Source organism: Bacillus sp. AY3-1, from assembly GCF_008368785.1.
GTDB lineage: Bacteria > Bacillota > Bacilli > Bacillales > Bacillaceae_G > Bacillus_A > Bacillus_A wiedmannii.
The window spans coordinates 182,149-196,235 of sequence record NZ_QORZ01000021.1 but is presented as its reverse complement, the minus strand read 5'-3'; the positions used below and the strand labels follow the sequence as shown (position 1 = coordinate 196,235).

The 14,087-nt window shown below is 36.7% G+C and carries 13 protein-coding genes and 4 tRNA genes; all 17 read left to right on the top strand.

The genetic code is table 11. From position 1 onward, the window contains the following. Nucleotides 1–133 precede the first annotated feature (133 nt). Nucleotides 134–424, top strand: coding sequence for a 30S ribosomal protein S6 (gene rpsF, locus DN389_RS22965; RefSeq protein WP_001233781.1), 291 nt, complete (start codon nt 134–136; stop codon nt 422–424). 26 nt (nt 425–450) lie between these two features. Further along, complete coding sequence (gene ssb / locus DN389_RS22960) at nt 451–972, top strand: single-stranded DNA-binding protein (protein ID WP_000981963.1); 522 nt, start codon at nt 451–453, stop codon at nt 970–972. Between the two features lie 44 nt (nt 973–1,016). Beyond that, nucleotides 1,017–1,250: a 30S ribosomal protein S18 gene (gene rpsR / locus DN389_RS22955; RefSeq protein ID WP_000918874.1), complete on the top strand. Its 234-nt coding sequence runs from the start codon at nt 1,017–1,019 to the stop codon at nt 1,248–1,250. Nucleotides 1,251–1,331: 81 nt separating this feature from the next. Continuing rightward, on the top strand, nt 1,332–2,267 hold the full coding sequence (locus tag DN389_RS22950; RefSeq protein WP_142343584.1) for a YybS family protein: 936 nt from the start codon (nt 1,332–1,334) through the stop codon (nt 2,265–2,267). 78 nt (nt 2,268–2,345) lie between these two features. Continuing rightward, complete coding sequence (locus DN389_RS22945) at nt 2,346–4,319, top strand: DHH family phosphoesterase (RefSeq protein ID WP_001113891.1); 1,974 nt, start codon at nt 2,346–2,348, stop codon at nt 4,317–4,319. Continuing rightward, entirely contained in the window at nt 4,316–4,762 is a 447-nt protein-coding gene (rplI, locus tag DN389_RS22940) for a 50S ribosomal protein L9 (protein ID WP_000864225.1), read from the top strand. Before DN389_RS22945 ends, rplI begins: the two co-directional genes overlap by 4 nt. 27 nt (nt 4,763–4,789) lie before the next feature. Continuing rightward, complete coding sequence (gene dnaB / locus DN389_RS22935) at nt 4,790–6,151, top strand: replicative DNA helicase (protein ID WP_001286242.1); 1,362 nt, start codon at nt 4,790–4,792, stop codon at nt 6,149–6,151. A 216-nt stretch (nt 6,152–6,367) separates the two neighbouring features. Further along, nucleotides 6,368–7,657 carry an adenylosuccinate synthase gene (locus tag DN389_RS22930; RefSeq protein WP_000100228.1) on the top strand — a complete coding sequence of 430 codons (1,290 nt, stop codon included), beginning with the start codon at nt 6,368–6,370 and terminating at the stop codon, nt 7,655–7,657. A 142-nt stretch (nt 7,658–7,799) separates the two neighbouring features. Continuing rightward, a tRNA-Lys gene (locus DN389_RS22925) sits at nt 7,800–7,875 on the top strand. A 13-nt stretch (nt 7,876–7,888) separates the two neighbouring features. Continuing rightward, nucleotides 7,889–7,960 (top strand) — tRNA-Glu (locus DN389_RS22920). 23 nt (nt 7,961–7,983) lie between these two features. Further along, nucleotides 7,984–8,059, top strand: a tRNA-Asp gene (locus tag DN389_RS22915). A gap of 41 nt (nt 8,060–8,100) precedes the next feature. Further along, a tRNA-Phe gene (locus DN389_RS22910) sits at nt 8,101–8,173 on the top strand. Nucleotides 8,174–8,560: 387 nt separating this feature from the next. Continuing rightward, entirely contained in the window at nt 8,561–9,268 is a 708-nt protein-coding gene (gene walR, locus DN389_RS22900; RefSeq protein ID WP_000971866.1) for a cell wall metabolism DNA-binding response regulator WalR, read from the top strand. Nucleotides 9,269–9,271: 3 nt separating this feature from the next. Further along, on the top strand, nt 9,272–11,113 hold the full coding sequence (gene walK / locus DN389_RS22895) for a cell wall metabolism sensor histidine kinase WalK (RefSeq protein WP_088123832.1): 1,842 nt from the start codon (nt 9,272–9,274) through the stop codon (nt 11,111–11,113). Then, nucleotides 11,110–12,426 carry a YycH family regulatory protein gene (locus DN389_RS22890; protein WP_149237650.1) on the top strand — a complete coding sequence of 439 codons (1,317 nt, stop codon included), beginning with the start codon at nt 11,110–11,112 and terminating at the stop codon, nt 12,424–12,426. Before walK ends, DN389_RS22890 begins: the two co-directional genes overlap by 4 nt. After that, the gene (locus DN389_RS22885; RefSeq protein ID WP_149237649.1) at nt 12,407–13,249 is read left to right on the top strand and encodes a two-component system regulatory protein YycI; all 843 of its coding nucleotides are present in this window, start codon (nt 12,407–12,409) and stop codon (nt 13,247–13,249) included. Before DN389_RS22890 ends, DN389_RS22885 begins: the two co-directional genes overlap by 20 nt. Next, nucleotides 13,233–14,027 (top strand): MBL fold metallo-hydrolase, encoded by a 795-nt coding sequence (locus DN389_RS22880; RefSeq protein WP_000522836.1) that lies wholly within the window; start codon nt 13,233–13,235, stop codon nt 14,025–14,027. The genes DN389_RS22885 and DN389_RS22880 overlap by 17 nt, the downstream gene beginning before the upstream one ends. Nucleotides 14,028–14,087: the final 60 nt, after the last annotated feature.

Here is a 14,087-nt window from a genome sequence, read left to right as displayed (position 1 = left end):
CAAGTTTTTTATGCATGGGTGAGTTGATTCATCTAACTTACTATGATATAATCTAAACTCGTGAGTAATTACTATAAATTAATTGCTCCTTGCCCATTATGGGCCGTTTAGACCAAAAGGAGGTGAAAGTGTAATGAGAAAGTACGAAATTATGTACATCATTCGTCCTGGCGTTGAAGAAGAAGCTCAAAAAGCTTTAGTTGAACGTTTCGCAGGTGTTTTAACAAACAATGGTGCAGAAATCATTAACACGAAAGAGTGGGGTAAGCGTCGTTTAGCTTACGAAATCAACGACTTACGTGAAGGTTTCTACATGATCTTAAACGTGAACTCTAACGCAGAAGCGATTAACGAATTCGACCGTTTAGCTAAGATCAACGAAGACATCCTTCGTCATATCGTTGTTAAAGAAGAAGAAAAATAATTGATATATAAGGGAGAGTGGTTCGATTGATGAATCGTGTTATCCTCGTTGGTCGTTTAACTAAGGACCCTGACTTACGTTACACGCCCAATGGTGTTGCAGTAGCTACTTTTACGTTAGCTGTGAATCGCGCATTTGCGAATCAACAAGGTGAGCGTGAAGCTGACTTTATTAATTGTGTAATATGGCGTAAACAAGCAGAAAACGTAGCAAATTATTTGAAAAAAGGTAGCTTAGCAGGCGTAGATGGACGTCTTCAAACTCGTAATTACGATGGACAAGATGGTAAACGTGTATATGTAACAGAAGTTCTTGCGGAAAGCGTACAATTTTTAGAGCCGCGTAATGGCGGTGGGGAGCAACGTGGTTCATTTAATCAGCAACCATCAGGAGCTGGTTTCGGTAACCAAAGCTCTAACCCATTTGGTCAATCTAGTAATTCAGGTAACCAAGGTAACCAAGGGAACTCTGGATTTACGAAGAATGACGATCCATTTTCAAATGTAGGTCAACCGATCGACATTTCCGACGACGATTTACCGTTCTAATACAGTAAATTAGTTAGTTTTAACAAAGAATGGAGGGAATAGACATGGCAGGACGCAAAGGTGGACGTGCGAAACGTCGTAAGGTGTGTTTCTTCACATCTAACGGCATCACTCGCATTGACTATAAAGATGTTGATTTATTAAAACGTTTCGTTTCTGAGCGTGGTAAAATTTTACCTCGTCGTGTAACAGGAACAAGCGCAAAATACCAACGCAAACTTACAGTTGCAATTAAACGTGCTCGTCAAATGGCACTTTTACCATATGTTGGTGAATAATAGCGTATGAAATGCACAGTAGAGTCGGACTCTACTGTGCATTTTGCTATGCTTTTCTTTTTTTGAAAGAGAGGTTAGATGATGAAGAATACGAAATTTATTACTGAGGGTGCAGCGTTGCTAGCGATATATGCAATGTTATTGCTTATATCTATGTATGTTCCAATTTTAGGTACAGTTGTAACGTTTGCGTTGCCATTGCCGTTTATATTGCTAACGATAAGATATAGATTATCTAACGCCTTTGTAATTTTTACGGCGGCACTTTTTATTACTGTTATTGTCAGTCAACCGATGAACCTAGTAAAGACAACTATGTTTGGATTGATAGGTATCGTTTTAGGATATATGTATAAAAAACAAAAAAAACCGGTAGAAATTTTGATGGCGGGGACGCTTGCGTACTTAATTGGTATTATGCTCATTTATGTTGCAAGTATAAAGTTTTTTAACATAGATTTAATGAAGCAAATGCAAAATATGCTTAATGAAAGTATGGCGCAAAGTGAAAAGATAGTCACTGCTGCTGGTATGCCTATTAGTAAGGAGCAAAAAGAATTATTTGCACAATTTAATGATGTGTTACAAACGTTATTCCCAAGTTTGCTTGTAATGGTCTCGGTATGTTTTTCTTGGATTACAGTTATGATATCAGGTAGTGTTTTGAGAAAACTAAAGCATGACGTTATACCTTGGCCTAAATTTAAAGATATACAATTACCAAAGAGTATTGTTTGGTATTACGTTATATTTATTTTGCTATCAACTTTTATAAAAGTAGAACCGACATCATATTTACATATGGTATTTTCTAACCTATATGTCATATTTGCCTTACTACTAGTACTACAAGGTCTGACATTTATCGCTTTTCTAGCGCATAGCAAAGGTTTTACGAAAGGGGTTCCTATTATTAGTTTTATTGTCTGCATGTTTATACCGATGTTGTTTCCTCTTGTGACAATCTTAGGTATAATTGATTTAGGGATTTCATTGCGTTCTAAAATAGGAGGATAAAGTAATATTCCTTATACTATTTTAATCTGTTTAACTAACTGAAAGGTGAGTTAGTTTTACTTTATAGGAGTTGTATACATGCCTGAATTTTATAAGAAACAGTGGTTTTTATATCCTGTTTATGTATTGGCATTTTTCGTGTTTGTGCTCATTGCCATCCTCTGTTATTTTCATTTAATTATGGGGATATCCACCTTTTTTATTTTTTGCATTGTACTTTTTGTTGTTATACGCTTTGAACTGACCTTTCAAAGGAATTTTGAGAAGTATACGACAGATATGATTACAAGAGTAAAGAAAGTGAGTAATGAAGCATTTAACCAAATGCCGATTGGTATTTTGTTATACAATAAGGATTATGGGATTGATTGGGCGAATCCTTATTTATCTTCATGTCTAGGACAGCATGCGTTAGCTGGATGGCACCTTTATGATGTATCAGAAACGTTGCTTCTTTTTATTAAGGGAGAAACTTCCGACGATATAGTCTCTTTAAATAACCGAAAGTTTCGCGTTTTTGTAAGGAAAGAAGAAAAGTTAATTTATTTCTTTGATGTAACGGAACAAACAGAAATTGAAAAGATGTACGAGGATCAACGAACTGTTTTGGCTGTCATTTATTTAGATAATTATGATGAAGTTACACAGGGGTTAGATGATCAATTACGTACGAATATCACAAGTCTTGTAACATCACGACTAAATGAATGGGCCGTTAAGTATGGGGCATATTTAAAACGTGCATCTTCAGAAAGATTCTTCGTTGTACTAAATGAGAGTATTTTAGCGCAGATGGAGAAAGGGAAATTTAGCATTTTAGATCAGGTGCGTGAAGAAACATCCAAAAGGAATATACCACTCACCTTAAGTGTAGGTGTTGGATCAGGTGATTTACCTTTATCAGAGCTTGGGGCAATGGCTCAGTCCGGTTTAGACCTTGCGCTTGGCCGTGGTGGAGATCAAGTAGCTATTAAACAAGCGACAGGTAAAGTTAAGTTTTATGGTGGTAAGACGAATCCAGTTGAAAAACGTACTCGTGTACGTGCCAGAGTTATTTCGCATGCATTAAAGGATTTAGTATTAGAAAGTAGTAATGTCATTATAATGGGGCATAGGGCTCCTGATATGGACGCAATTGGTGCTGCGATTGGTATTTTAAAGGTAGCGCAATTAAATGAGCGCAAAGGATATATTGTGTTAGATGAAAATGATTCTGATAAGGGAATTAAGCGTTTAATGGATAAAGTGAAACAAAACGAAGAGTTATGGTCTCACTTTATTACCCCAGGACAAGCGATGGAATTTGCAAATGATGATTCATTACTTGTTGTTGTTGATACGCATAAACCTTCAATGGTGATGGAAGAAAAGCTGTTACATAAAATTGAAAATGTAGTTGTTATTGACCATCATCGTCGGGGAGAAGATTTTATTGAAGATCCATTGCTTGTTTACATGGAGCCATACGCTTCTTCCACGGCAGAACTTGTTACAGAATTACTTGAGTACCAACCGAAAAATTTAAAAATGACAATGTTAGAAGCAACGGCATTGTTAGCGGGTATTATTGTTGATACGAAAAGCTTTACATTCCGGACGGGTGCTCGTACGTTTGATGCCGCTTCTTATTTACGCTCACATGGTGCAGATACTGTACTTGTACAAGAGCTTTTAAAAGAAGATATGGATCAGTATTTACGGGTTGCAAAAGCTATTAAAAATGCGTACATTTATACAAATGGAATTGCGATTGCAAAAGTTGATAGTGATGATTACTACGATCAAGTGCTTATTGCGCAATCAGCGGACACATTATTAACAATGACAGGAATTATTGCGTCATTTGTTATTGCAAAACGTGGCGAGAATTTCATTGGAATTAGCGGCAGGTCTTTAGGTGAAGTGAACGTGCAGCTAATTATGGAAAATTTAGGCGGTGGTGGGCATTTAACGAATGCAGCCACACAAATGAAAAATGTTACAGTAGATGAAGCTGAGGAGAAGCTTCGATTTGTTATTGATGACTATTTACAGGGAGGCACACAATCATGAAAGTAATTTTTCTAAAAGACGTAAAAGGTAAAGGGAAAAAAGGAGAAATAAAAAACGTACCAGATGGCTATGCAAATAACTTCTTACTAAAACAAGGATTAGCTGCTGAAGCGACAAATAGTAGTATGAAAACTTTAGAAGCTCAAAAGCGAAAAGAAGAAAAAGATGCAGCAGCAGAGGTTGAAAATGCAAAAGAGTTGAAAGAAACGTTAGAGAAACTAACTGTAGAAGTAAAGGCGAAATCTGGAGAAGGTGGCCGTCTATTCGGTTCAATCACAAGTAAACAAATCGTAGATGCGATGCAAAAATCACATAAAATTAAACTTGATAAACGTAAATTTGAAATGGATGATGCAATTCGTGCATTAGGCTATACAAACGTTACTGTGAAGTTGCATCCGCAAGTAACAGCAACAGTAAAAGTTCATGTTAGTGAACAATAAAAATAAGTTAAGCAAGGAGGATTGCGTATGAGTGATGTAATGGCTGATCGTACCCCTCCGCATAATATAGAGGCTGAGCAGGCGGTTTTAGGGGCCATATTAATTGATCAAGATGCGTTAACGTCAGCATCGGAATTATTGGTACCTGACTCATTTTATCGAACGAAACATCAAAAGATTTTTGAAGTCATGCTTGGGTTATCTGATAAAGGAGAGCCGATTGACTTAGTAATAATGACGTCAGCAATGGCTGATCAAGGATTATTAGAAGAAGTTGGTGGGGTTTCTTACTTAGCAGAATTAGCAGAAGTTGTTCCAACTGCTGCTAACGTAGAATATTATGCACGAATCATCGCTGAAAAGGCGCTATTACGTCGTTTGATTCGAACAGCGACTCATATCGTGTCTGATGGGTATGAGAGAGAAGATGACGTGGATGGTCTTTTAAATGAGGCTGAGAAAAAAATATTAGAAGTATCTCACCAAACGAATGCAAAAGCATTCCAAAACATTAAAGATGTTCTTGTAGATGCTTACGATAAAATTGAACTTTTGCATAATCAAAAAGGTGAAGTTACTGGGATACCAACTGGATTTACAGAATTAGATAAGATGACCGCAGGTTTCCAGCGAAATGATTTAATCATCGTAGCGGCACGTCCATCAGTAGGGAAAACCGCATTTTCATTAAATATCGCACAAAACGTAGCGACGAAAACTGATGAAAATGTAGCGATTTTTAGTCTAGAGATGGGCTCTGATCAGCTTGTTATGCGTATGCTTTGTGCAGAAGGAAATATTGATGCGCAAAGACTGCGTACCGGTTCATTAACTTCTGATGATTGGGCAAAATTAACAATGGCGATGGGGAGCCTTTCTAATGCTGGTATCTATATTGATGATACGCCAGGGATTAAAGTAAATGAGATTCGAGCGAAATGCCGTAGATTAAAGCAAGAACAAGGTCTAGGGATGGTTTTAATTGACTATTTACAGCTTATTCAAGGAAGCGGGAAATCAGGAGAAAACCGTCAGCAGGAAGTATCTGAGATTTCTCGTACATTAAAAGGGATTGCGCGTGAATTGCAAGTGCCTGTTATTGCCTTGTCGCAGTTATCTCGTGGTGTAGAATCTCGTCAAGATAAACGTCCAATGATGTCTGATATTCGTGAATCGGGAAGTATCGAGCAGGATGCTGATATTGTAGCCTTCTTATATCGTGAAGATTACTATGACCGAGAAACGGAAAATAAAAATACGATTGAAATTATTATTGCAAAGCAGCGTAACGGTCCCGTAGGCTCAGTAGAGCTCGCATTCGTTAAAGAGTTCAATAAGTTCGTTAACTTAGAACGTCGCTTTGAGGATGGACATGCGCCGCCTGCATAAAGATAGTATAAAAAAGAAATGCATTTCTTATAATAAGATGTGTTTCTTTTTTTTTTATAGGAAAGATAAGGCTTTCATAGTGTGAAAATATAATTCTTACGAACGAAAATGTTTTTTAATAAAAAAATGTTCGCTTTTTGGTTGACTTCTTTTTCGGTTTTGGTACAATTATATTGTTTGAATAGATCGTTTGAAAATCGCGGAGGTGCTTTAATAATGTCTTCAGTAGTAGTTGTAGGAACACAATGGGGCGACGAAGGAAAAGGTAAAATCACTGATTTTCTTTCTGAGCATGCGGAAGTAGTTGCAAGATATCAAGGTGGAAATAACGCGGGACATACAATTGTTTTCGGCGGAGTTAAATATAAATTACACTTAATTCCATCTGGTATTTTCTATAAAGAGAAAATTTGTGTAATCGGAAATGGCTTAGTAGTAGATCCGAAAGCATTACTTGAAGAGTTAAAATACTTACACGATCGTGGTGTAAGTACTGATAATTTACGTGTAAGTAACCGTGCGCACGTTATTTTACCTTATCACTTAAAACAAGATGAATTAGAAGAAGCAAGTAAAGGTGATAACAAAATCGGTACAACGAAAAAAGGTATCGGTCCTGCATATATGGATAAAGCTGCTCGTATTGGTATTCGTATGGCTGATCTTTTAGACCGTGAAGCATTTAAAGAAAAGCTTGAGCGCAATTTAGTAGAAAAAAATCGTTTATTTGAAAAAATGTACGATACAGAAGGTTTCAGTGTAGAAGAAATCTTCGAAGAGTACTTCGAGTACGGACAACAAATCGCGCAATATGTATGTGATACGTCTGTTGTATTAAATGATGCACTAGATAACAATCACCGTGTATTATTTGAAGGTGCACAAGGTGTTATGCTTGATATCGACCACGGTACGTACCCGTTCGTTACATCTTCTAACCCGATTGCTGGTGGTGTAACAGTTGGAACTGGAGTTGGTCCTGCGAAAGTTACTCGCGTTGTAGGTGTGTGTAAAGCATATACAAGCCGCGTAGGTGATGGTCCTTTCCCTACTGAGCTTCATGATGAAATTGGTCATCAAATTCGTGAAGTTGGTCGTGAGTATGGAACGACAACTGGTCGTCCGCGCCGCGTAGGTTGGTTCGATAGCGTTGTTGTAAGACATGCACGTCGTGTTAGTGGTTTAACAGATTTATCATTAAATTCTATCGACGTTCTAACAGGTATTCCGACTCTTAAAATTTGCGTTGCTTACAAATACAATGGCGAAGTGATCGATGAAGTTCCAGCAAACTTAAACATTTTAGCGAAATGTGAGCCTGTATACGAAGAGCTTCCAGGTTGGACAGAAGATATTACTGGTGTAAAATCATTAGACGAGCTTCCTGAAAATGCACGAAAATACGTAGAACGTGTTTCTGAGTTAACAGGAATTCAATTATCTATGTTCTCAGTTGGACCAGATCGTAACCAAACAAATATTGTTCGTAACGTATACGAAGCTTAATTGATATTTTTGAGAAAAAACTCATGTCCGCATGAGTTTTTTCTTATCTTTTATAAAAAAAATAAAAAAAGGTATTGCACAAAATAAAGAAAACATGTTATGATACATCTTGTCGTCACGAAAATATGACGTTGGTGAGTATGAGCCATTAGCTCAGTTGGTAGAGCATCTGACTTTTAATCAGAGGGTCGAAGGTTCGAATCCTTCATGGCTCACCATTTTATTTTTCGTGGCCCGTTGGTCAAGTGGTTAAGACACCGCCCTTTCACGGCGGTAACACGGGTTCGAATCCCGTACGGGTCATGTTTTTTTTTATGTTCATTTTTGGTCCCGTGGTGTAGTGGTTAACATGCCTGCCTGTCACGCAGGAGATCGCCGGTTCGACCCCGGTCGGGACCGCCACTTTTGTTTATACCACCATTAGTGGTTTTATATATAGTTTTGGCTCGGTAGCTCAGTCGGTAGAGCAGAGGACTGAAAATCCTCGTGTCGGCGGTTCGATTCCGTCCCGAGCCACTCTCAGGATATTAAGTGGGCCCACTTAATATCCTTTTTATTTGTGTAATTTTACAAAAGTGAGTAGTTATTTTAAAATAGAATGAGAAGCCTCTAGCAGTTGAAGCTAGAGGTTTTTCTATAGATCGTATAGGATTCCGTGTAAAAGTGGATCATACATGAGTCTGTGAGAATAGAGGAGAAAGTACTTAAGCAAAAGATGCGGTCATATAGGGACATACTATGTAGACATCAATGTGTTTAGGGATATTGACCATATTTTTACCCGCTATTTACCGGGCAGTAAGACCCCACCCAAAAATTCAACGAAGGTAAAGAAGTTAGGGGCGAGATCAACTGCACGTAAATGCCCGATTAAAGTTTCACTTTATAAGGAGGAAATAGACGATGATGGGAAAGAAAATTTTAGTAGTTGATGATGAAAAGCCGATTGCGGATATTTTGAAGTTCAACCTAGAAAAAGAAGGTTTTGAAATTGTAATGGCGCATGATGGTGATGAAGCGATTGAAAAAGCGAATGAAGAGCAGCCAGATATGGTTTTATTGGACATTATGCTACCAGGTAAGGATGGCTTAGAGGTTTGCCGTGAAATACGTAAAAGCTCAGAAATGCCGATTATTATGCTTACAGCAAAGGACTCTGAAATTGATAAAGTATTAGGGCTTGAGCTTGGAGCAGATGATTATGTAACGAAGCCATTTAGTACGAGGGAATTACTTGCTCGTGTGAAGGCGAATTTACGTCGCCATCAACAAGGTGGTGCTGCAGAAAAAGAAGAAAATACGGAAATGGTTATTGGACCAATCGTTATCAATTCAAATGCGTATAGTGTAACGAAACGTGAGGAAAATATTGAACTTACACATCGTGAATTTGAGCTACTACATTATTTAGCCAAACATTTAGGACAAGTTATGACTCGTGAACATTTATTGCAAACAGTTTGGGGTTATGACTATTTTGGAGATGTACGTACAGTGGATGTAACAGTGCGTCGTTTACGTGAAAAAATTGAAGATAATCCAAGTCATCCTACTTTAATTGTAACTAGACGTGGAGTAGGGTATTACTTGCGTGACCCAGAGCAGGAATAGTATATGAAGAAAGTTGGTTTTTTTCAATCTATTCATTTAAAATTTGTACTCATATATATGCTATTAATATTAATAGCTATGCAGGTTATTGGGGTATATTTTGTAAGAGAGTTAGAAAAGAGTCTTGTACAAGGCTTTAGAGATTCTTTAACGCAGCAAACGAACTTATTATCATATAACTTGAAACAAGAGTTTAAAAAAAGTTATACAAAAGCAGAAACAGAATCAACAGATGAAACGATTAAAACTTCAATTCGAAAATTTGCCTCTGATCGAAAGAAAGATATCCAAGAGGTAAGTGTATTTGATGCGCATAGAAAGTTACTCGCTATTTCAGATGAGTCAAAGCAAAACAAGGTAAATAGAACATCAACTGATATAGCTGTTCAACGGGTATTGGTACAAAAAAAGCCAGAAGTGAAAATTGAGAAGGATGGTCGTACAGGCCATCGTGTACAAGTTATGCTTACTCCTATTCTAGATGATAACGGCAAGGATGCACTTGGTGTTATTTACATTGTTGCATCTATGGAAGATGTTTATAAACAGATGAAGGATATTAATCAAATTTTTGCGACTGGAACCGTTATTGCATTACTCGTAACAGCTGTACTTGGAATTTTGTTAGCTCAAACGATTACGAGACCAATCTCAGATATGCGAAGACAAGCGATTGAAATGGCAAAAGGAAACTATTCAAGAAAAGTAAAAGTGCATAGCCATGATGAAATAGGACAATTAGCATTATCTTTCAATAATTTATCAAAAAAATTACAACAAGCTCGTTCTTCAACGGAAAGTGAAAGACGTAAATTATCATCTGTTTTATCACATATGACAGATGGAGTAATTGCTACTGACCGAAAAGGGGACATTATTTTATTAAATGATCCTGCGGAAAAGATGCTAAATGTTTCGCGTGAAACGGCGCTCGATCAATCTGTTTTAGAAGTATTAGGGATACAAGAAGAATTTACGCTCGATCATTTATACGAAGAGCCTGATTCCGTTTTATTAGATTTTAGTACGAGAAATGAGCCATATATTTTACGTGCTAGTTTCTCTGTTATTCAAAAAGAGACAGGGAAAGCAAATGGTTTAATTGCCGTATTATATGATGTAACTGAGCAGGAGCGTATAGAAAGGGAACGCCGTGAGTTTGTGGCAAACGTTTCCCATGAATTAAGAACGCCATTAACAACGATGCGCAGTTACTTAGAGGCGCTTACGGACGGCGCGTGGCAAGATCCGAATATTGCACCGCAATTTTTAACAGTTACACAAGAAGAAACAGAAAGAATGATTAGACTTGTAAATGCGTTATTGCAACTTTCTAAACTTGATAGTACAGAACATCGTTTAATGAAAGAATGGGTCGACTTTACTGACTTCTTTAATAACATTATTGATCGTTTTGAAATGTCTAAAGAGCAAAACGTAAGCTTCAAACGATCTTTCTCTAAGAAATCCCGATTTATTGATATGGATACGGATAAAATTACGCAAGTTTTGTATAACATTATTTCAAATGCATTAAAGTATTCACCAGAAGGTGGAACAGTAACATATCGCTTACGTGATCGCGGGGAATTATTAGAGATTAGTGTAAGTGACCAAGGAATGGGTATTCCAAAAGAAAACGTCGATAAAATCTTTGAACGTTTTTATCGCGTAGATAAAGCACGTTCAAGACAAATGGGTGGTACAGGACTTGGATTAGCAATTGCGAAAGAAATGATTGAGGCGCATGGTGGCTCGATTTGGGCGAAGAGTGAGGAAGGAAAAGGGACAACTATTTACTTCACATTGCCAATGGCAGCGGATGAAGAGGACGATTGGGAATGAGTATGGAAAATGTTAAAACGATAGTTTTAATTAATTTAGTTGTAATTAGCCTATTTCTTACTTTTAACTTATGGACGTATGTGCCAGATTCCACGTCTATGCAAAATGCAAAATTTGTGCAGGGGAATGAAGGAACTACTCAAACTAAAATTGCTGATGTTGTCCGTCCTACTTCTATCATCGTGCATAAAGATAAAAATCATTACGGGAGCAAAAGAGAGGGCGATATAGAATCAATCTATAAACCTTTGGAAGCAGGGGAATTACATGATTTCAAAGAGATATCGATTGCTAAGGCTGATTTCCTTTCTTATGTGCATGGTGAAGGGAAAATGGAACTTGTTTTTCCTACCAACATCCCATTTGATGCAGTTAAATCTATGTTTAATATGAAAGAAAAAAGTATAGATAAGCCTAAACATTTTAATCGAATTATTCTTGACCCTTCTAGAAGTAGGGATCAAGAAATTAAAATTAATTTTGTTTCTGATGGCGATAACTCTAGAATATATGAAGCAAAATTAAGTGGTGTGTATTTAAAAGATATTGTAAATGCACAAAATCAATTTATAGTATCGGCAAAACCTTATTTTGACTATCAAATTAATGATATGAAAAAGCTATTTTTACCAGATGGAACGACAGAATTGAGTAATATAACATATATTTCATCTAATTTAGCGGTCGACACATTTAAGAATGCTCTTTTTAGTGACCCACGTTATTTAAGCCCTATTACCGAGAAGTCGAAAGAAACATTTACAGATGGTATTAGGTCCATGGAGATTGAAAATGATCGTCATATGCTAAAGTATAAAAATTCTTCTGTTTCAAGTGAGAAAACGACAGATAATTTAGTGCTTTTACAAAAAAGCTTTGATTTTGTAAATGGTCACAGTGGGAGTTTGGATTCATATCGTTTGGACTATATGAATAAAGGACAGACGGTATTCCGTTTACATGAAGATGGATATTCCGTATTCAATACAGATGGATTAGCTGAATTGAGACAAATATGGGGATCAGAAGAAGTAATGGAATATGAAAGACCGTTGTTGTCTTTAAATACGAAAGGTATAGAACAGAAGGTTACTCTTCCATCAGGTCACGTTGTAATAGCATCCTTAGAAAATAATGCCGCGGTAGATAAACGATTCATTAAAGACATTGGTATTGGATACAAATTATCACTAGATGGGCAAGTAGCTCGACTACAGCCAATTTGGTATGTAAAGTTTGTTGAAGATGAAGCGGGTAAACAAAAAATATATGAGTGGAGTGAGGGAGGACTAAATGGATTGGGATCGGATTAAAACCATATTTATTGTGACCTTTTTTGTTTTGGACCTCTTTCTCATTTTTCAATTCATTCAAAAGCAAGATAGTAATCAATTGGAGCTTATTGCAGAAACAAAGATAGATCAAGAATTAAAAGCAAACAAAATTACTATGGGTAATTTCCCTAAAGAACCGAAAAAAGAGTCATTTATTAGGGCGGAAAACAAGGCATTTAAAGAAGAAGATGTACAGTCTTTAAAGAGTCAAACGGTGCATATACAAAATATGTACAAGATAGAAAGTAAGCTAAAAGAGCCCTTTTTAAATACAAAATCATTATCCAAAGATAAGTATAGTGATTTTTTGAAGAACTATGTATTGGATGGACAAAAGTATGAGCTTGGGGCGATGAAAGAATCTAAAATTTACTTCTTCCAAAAATATAAAGATAAGCCTATTTTCTATAACGATCAGGCAATGATTGTTGTGGAATTAAATGAAAAAAATGAACTTGTGTCGTACACGCAGACGATGCTAACTGATTTAAAAGAAATGGGCGAAAGTGAAAAAACGAAACAGCAAGAAATTATTACTGCTCAAACAGCTTTAGAAAATCTGTATTTAAAAAATAAAGTTCATGGGAATACACATGTAAAAGAAGCACAAATTGGTTATGCCACCCTTACCGCATCTACTTCTAATAACCAAGTACTTGCTCCAACATGGAATTTAAAAACGGAGCAGAAGCAGGACTTCTTTGTAAATGCAATTGAAGGACAAGTTATGGAATTAGGGGAAAGGGAAAATCAAGTGGTTGATGAACATACTGGAGTGAGAAAGAATGGGGTTGCATTTTAGCGTACTTGCAAGTGGAAGTACAGGGAATATGCTATATGTAGGAACAGATGAAAAAAAATTACTCGTCGATGCAGGTTTAAGTGGTAAAGCAACAGAGGCTTTATTTAAACAGGCAGAACTAAATATAAATGATGTATCAGGTATTCTTGTAACACATGAACATAGTGACCATATTAAAGGGTTAGGTGTATTGGCACGTAAATATGATTTACCTGTTTATGCAAATGAGAAAACATGGAATGCAATGGAACATTTAATAGGAAATATCCCAACTGAGCAAAAGTTTATTTTCTCAGTTGGGGATGTGAAAACATTCGGTGATATTGAGGTCGAGTCATTTGGGGTTTCTCATGATGCGGCAGAGCCGATGTTCTATGCTTTTCATAACAATAATAGAAAGTTAGCCCTTATTACAGATACGGGATACGTGAGTGATCGTATGAAAGGTGTTATTAAGGGTGCTAATGCTTTCGTGTTTGAAAGTAATCATGACGTGGAAATGCTTCGTATGGGACGTTATCCATGGAGTATTAAGCGACGTATTTTAAGTGATGTGGGTCACGTTTGTAATGAGGACGCTGCATTAGCGATGGCGGATGTAATTACAGATGAGACAAAACATATTTATTTAGCCCATTTAAGTTTAGATAATAACATGAAAGAACTAGCACGTATGTCAGTATCACAAGTATTAGAGGAAAAAGGATTTGGAGTGGGAGAAGCCTTCGAAATTCATGATACAGATCCGAAAATGCCTACAAAAATTCAATACGTATAATTCTTCATTTTAGTAAACAATAAAGGTGAATATAGTTGTTTTCAGGAAGATGGGTGAACA

Coding starts and splice junctions, on each gene's coding strand:
- rpsF (WP_001233781.1), top strand. CDS start 134: ATGAGAAAGTACGAAATTATGTACATCATTCGTCCTGGCGTTGAAGAA.
- rpsR (WP_000918874.1), top strand. CDS start 1,017: ATGGCAGGACGCAAAGGTGGACGTGCGAAACGTCGTAAGGTGTGTTTC.
- DN389_RS22950 (WP_142343584.1), top strand. CDS start 1,332: ATGAAGAATACGAAATTTATTACTGAGGGTGCAGCGTTGCTAGCGATA.
- DN389_RS22945 (WP_001113891.1), top strand. CDS start 2,346: ATGCCTGAATTTTATAAGAAACAGTGGTTTTTATATCCTGTTTATGTA.
- rplI (WP_000864225.1), top strand. CDS start 4,316: ATGAAAGTAATTTTTCTAAAAGACGTAAAAGGTAAAGGGAAAAAAGGA.
- dnaB (WP_001286242.1), top strand. CDS start 4,790: ATGAGTGATGTAATGGCTGATCGTACCCCTCCGCATAATATAGAGGCT.
- DN389_RS22930 (WP_000100228.1), top strand. CDS start 6,368: ATGTCTTCAGTAGTAGTTGTAGGAACACAATGGGGCGACGAAGGAAAA.
- walR (WP_000971866.1), top strand. CDS start 8,561: ATGATGGGAAAGAAAATTTTAGTAGTTGATGATGAAAAGCCGATTGCG.
- walK (WP_088123832.1), top strand. CDS start 9,272: ATGAAGAAAGTTGGTTTTTTTCAATCTATTCATTTAAAATTTGTACTC.
- DN389_RS22890 (WP_149237650.1), top strand. CDS start 11,110: ATGAGTATGGAAAATGTTAAAACGATAGTTTTAATTAATTTAGTTGTA.
- DN389_RS22885 (WP_149237649.1), top strand. CDS start 12,407: ATGGATTGGGATCGGATTAAAACCATATTTATTGTGACCTTTTTTGTT.
- DN389_RS22880 (WP_000522836.1), top strand. CDS start 13,233: ATGGGGTTGCATTTTAGCGTACTTGCAAGTGGAAGTACAGGGAATATG.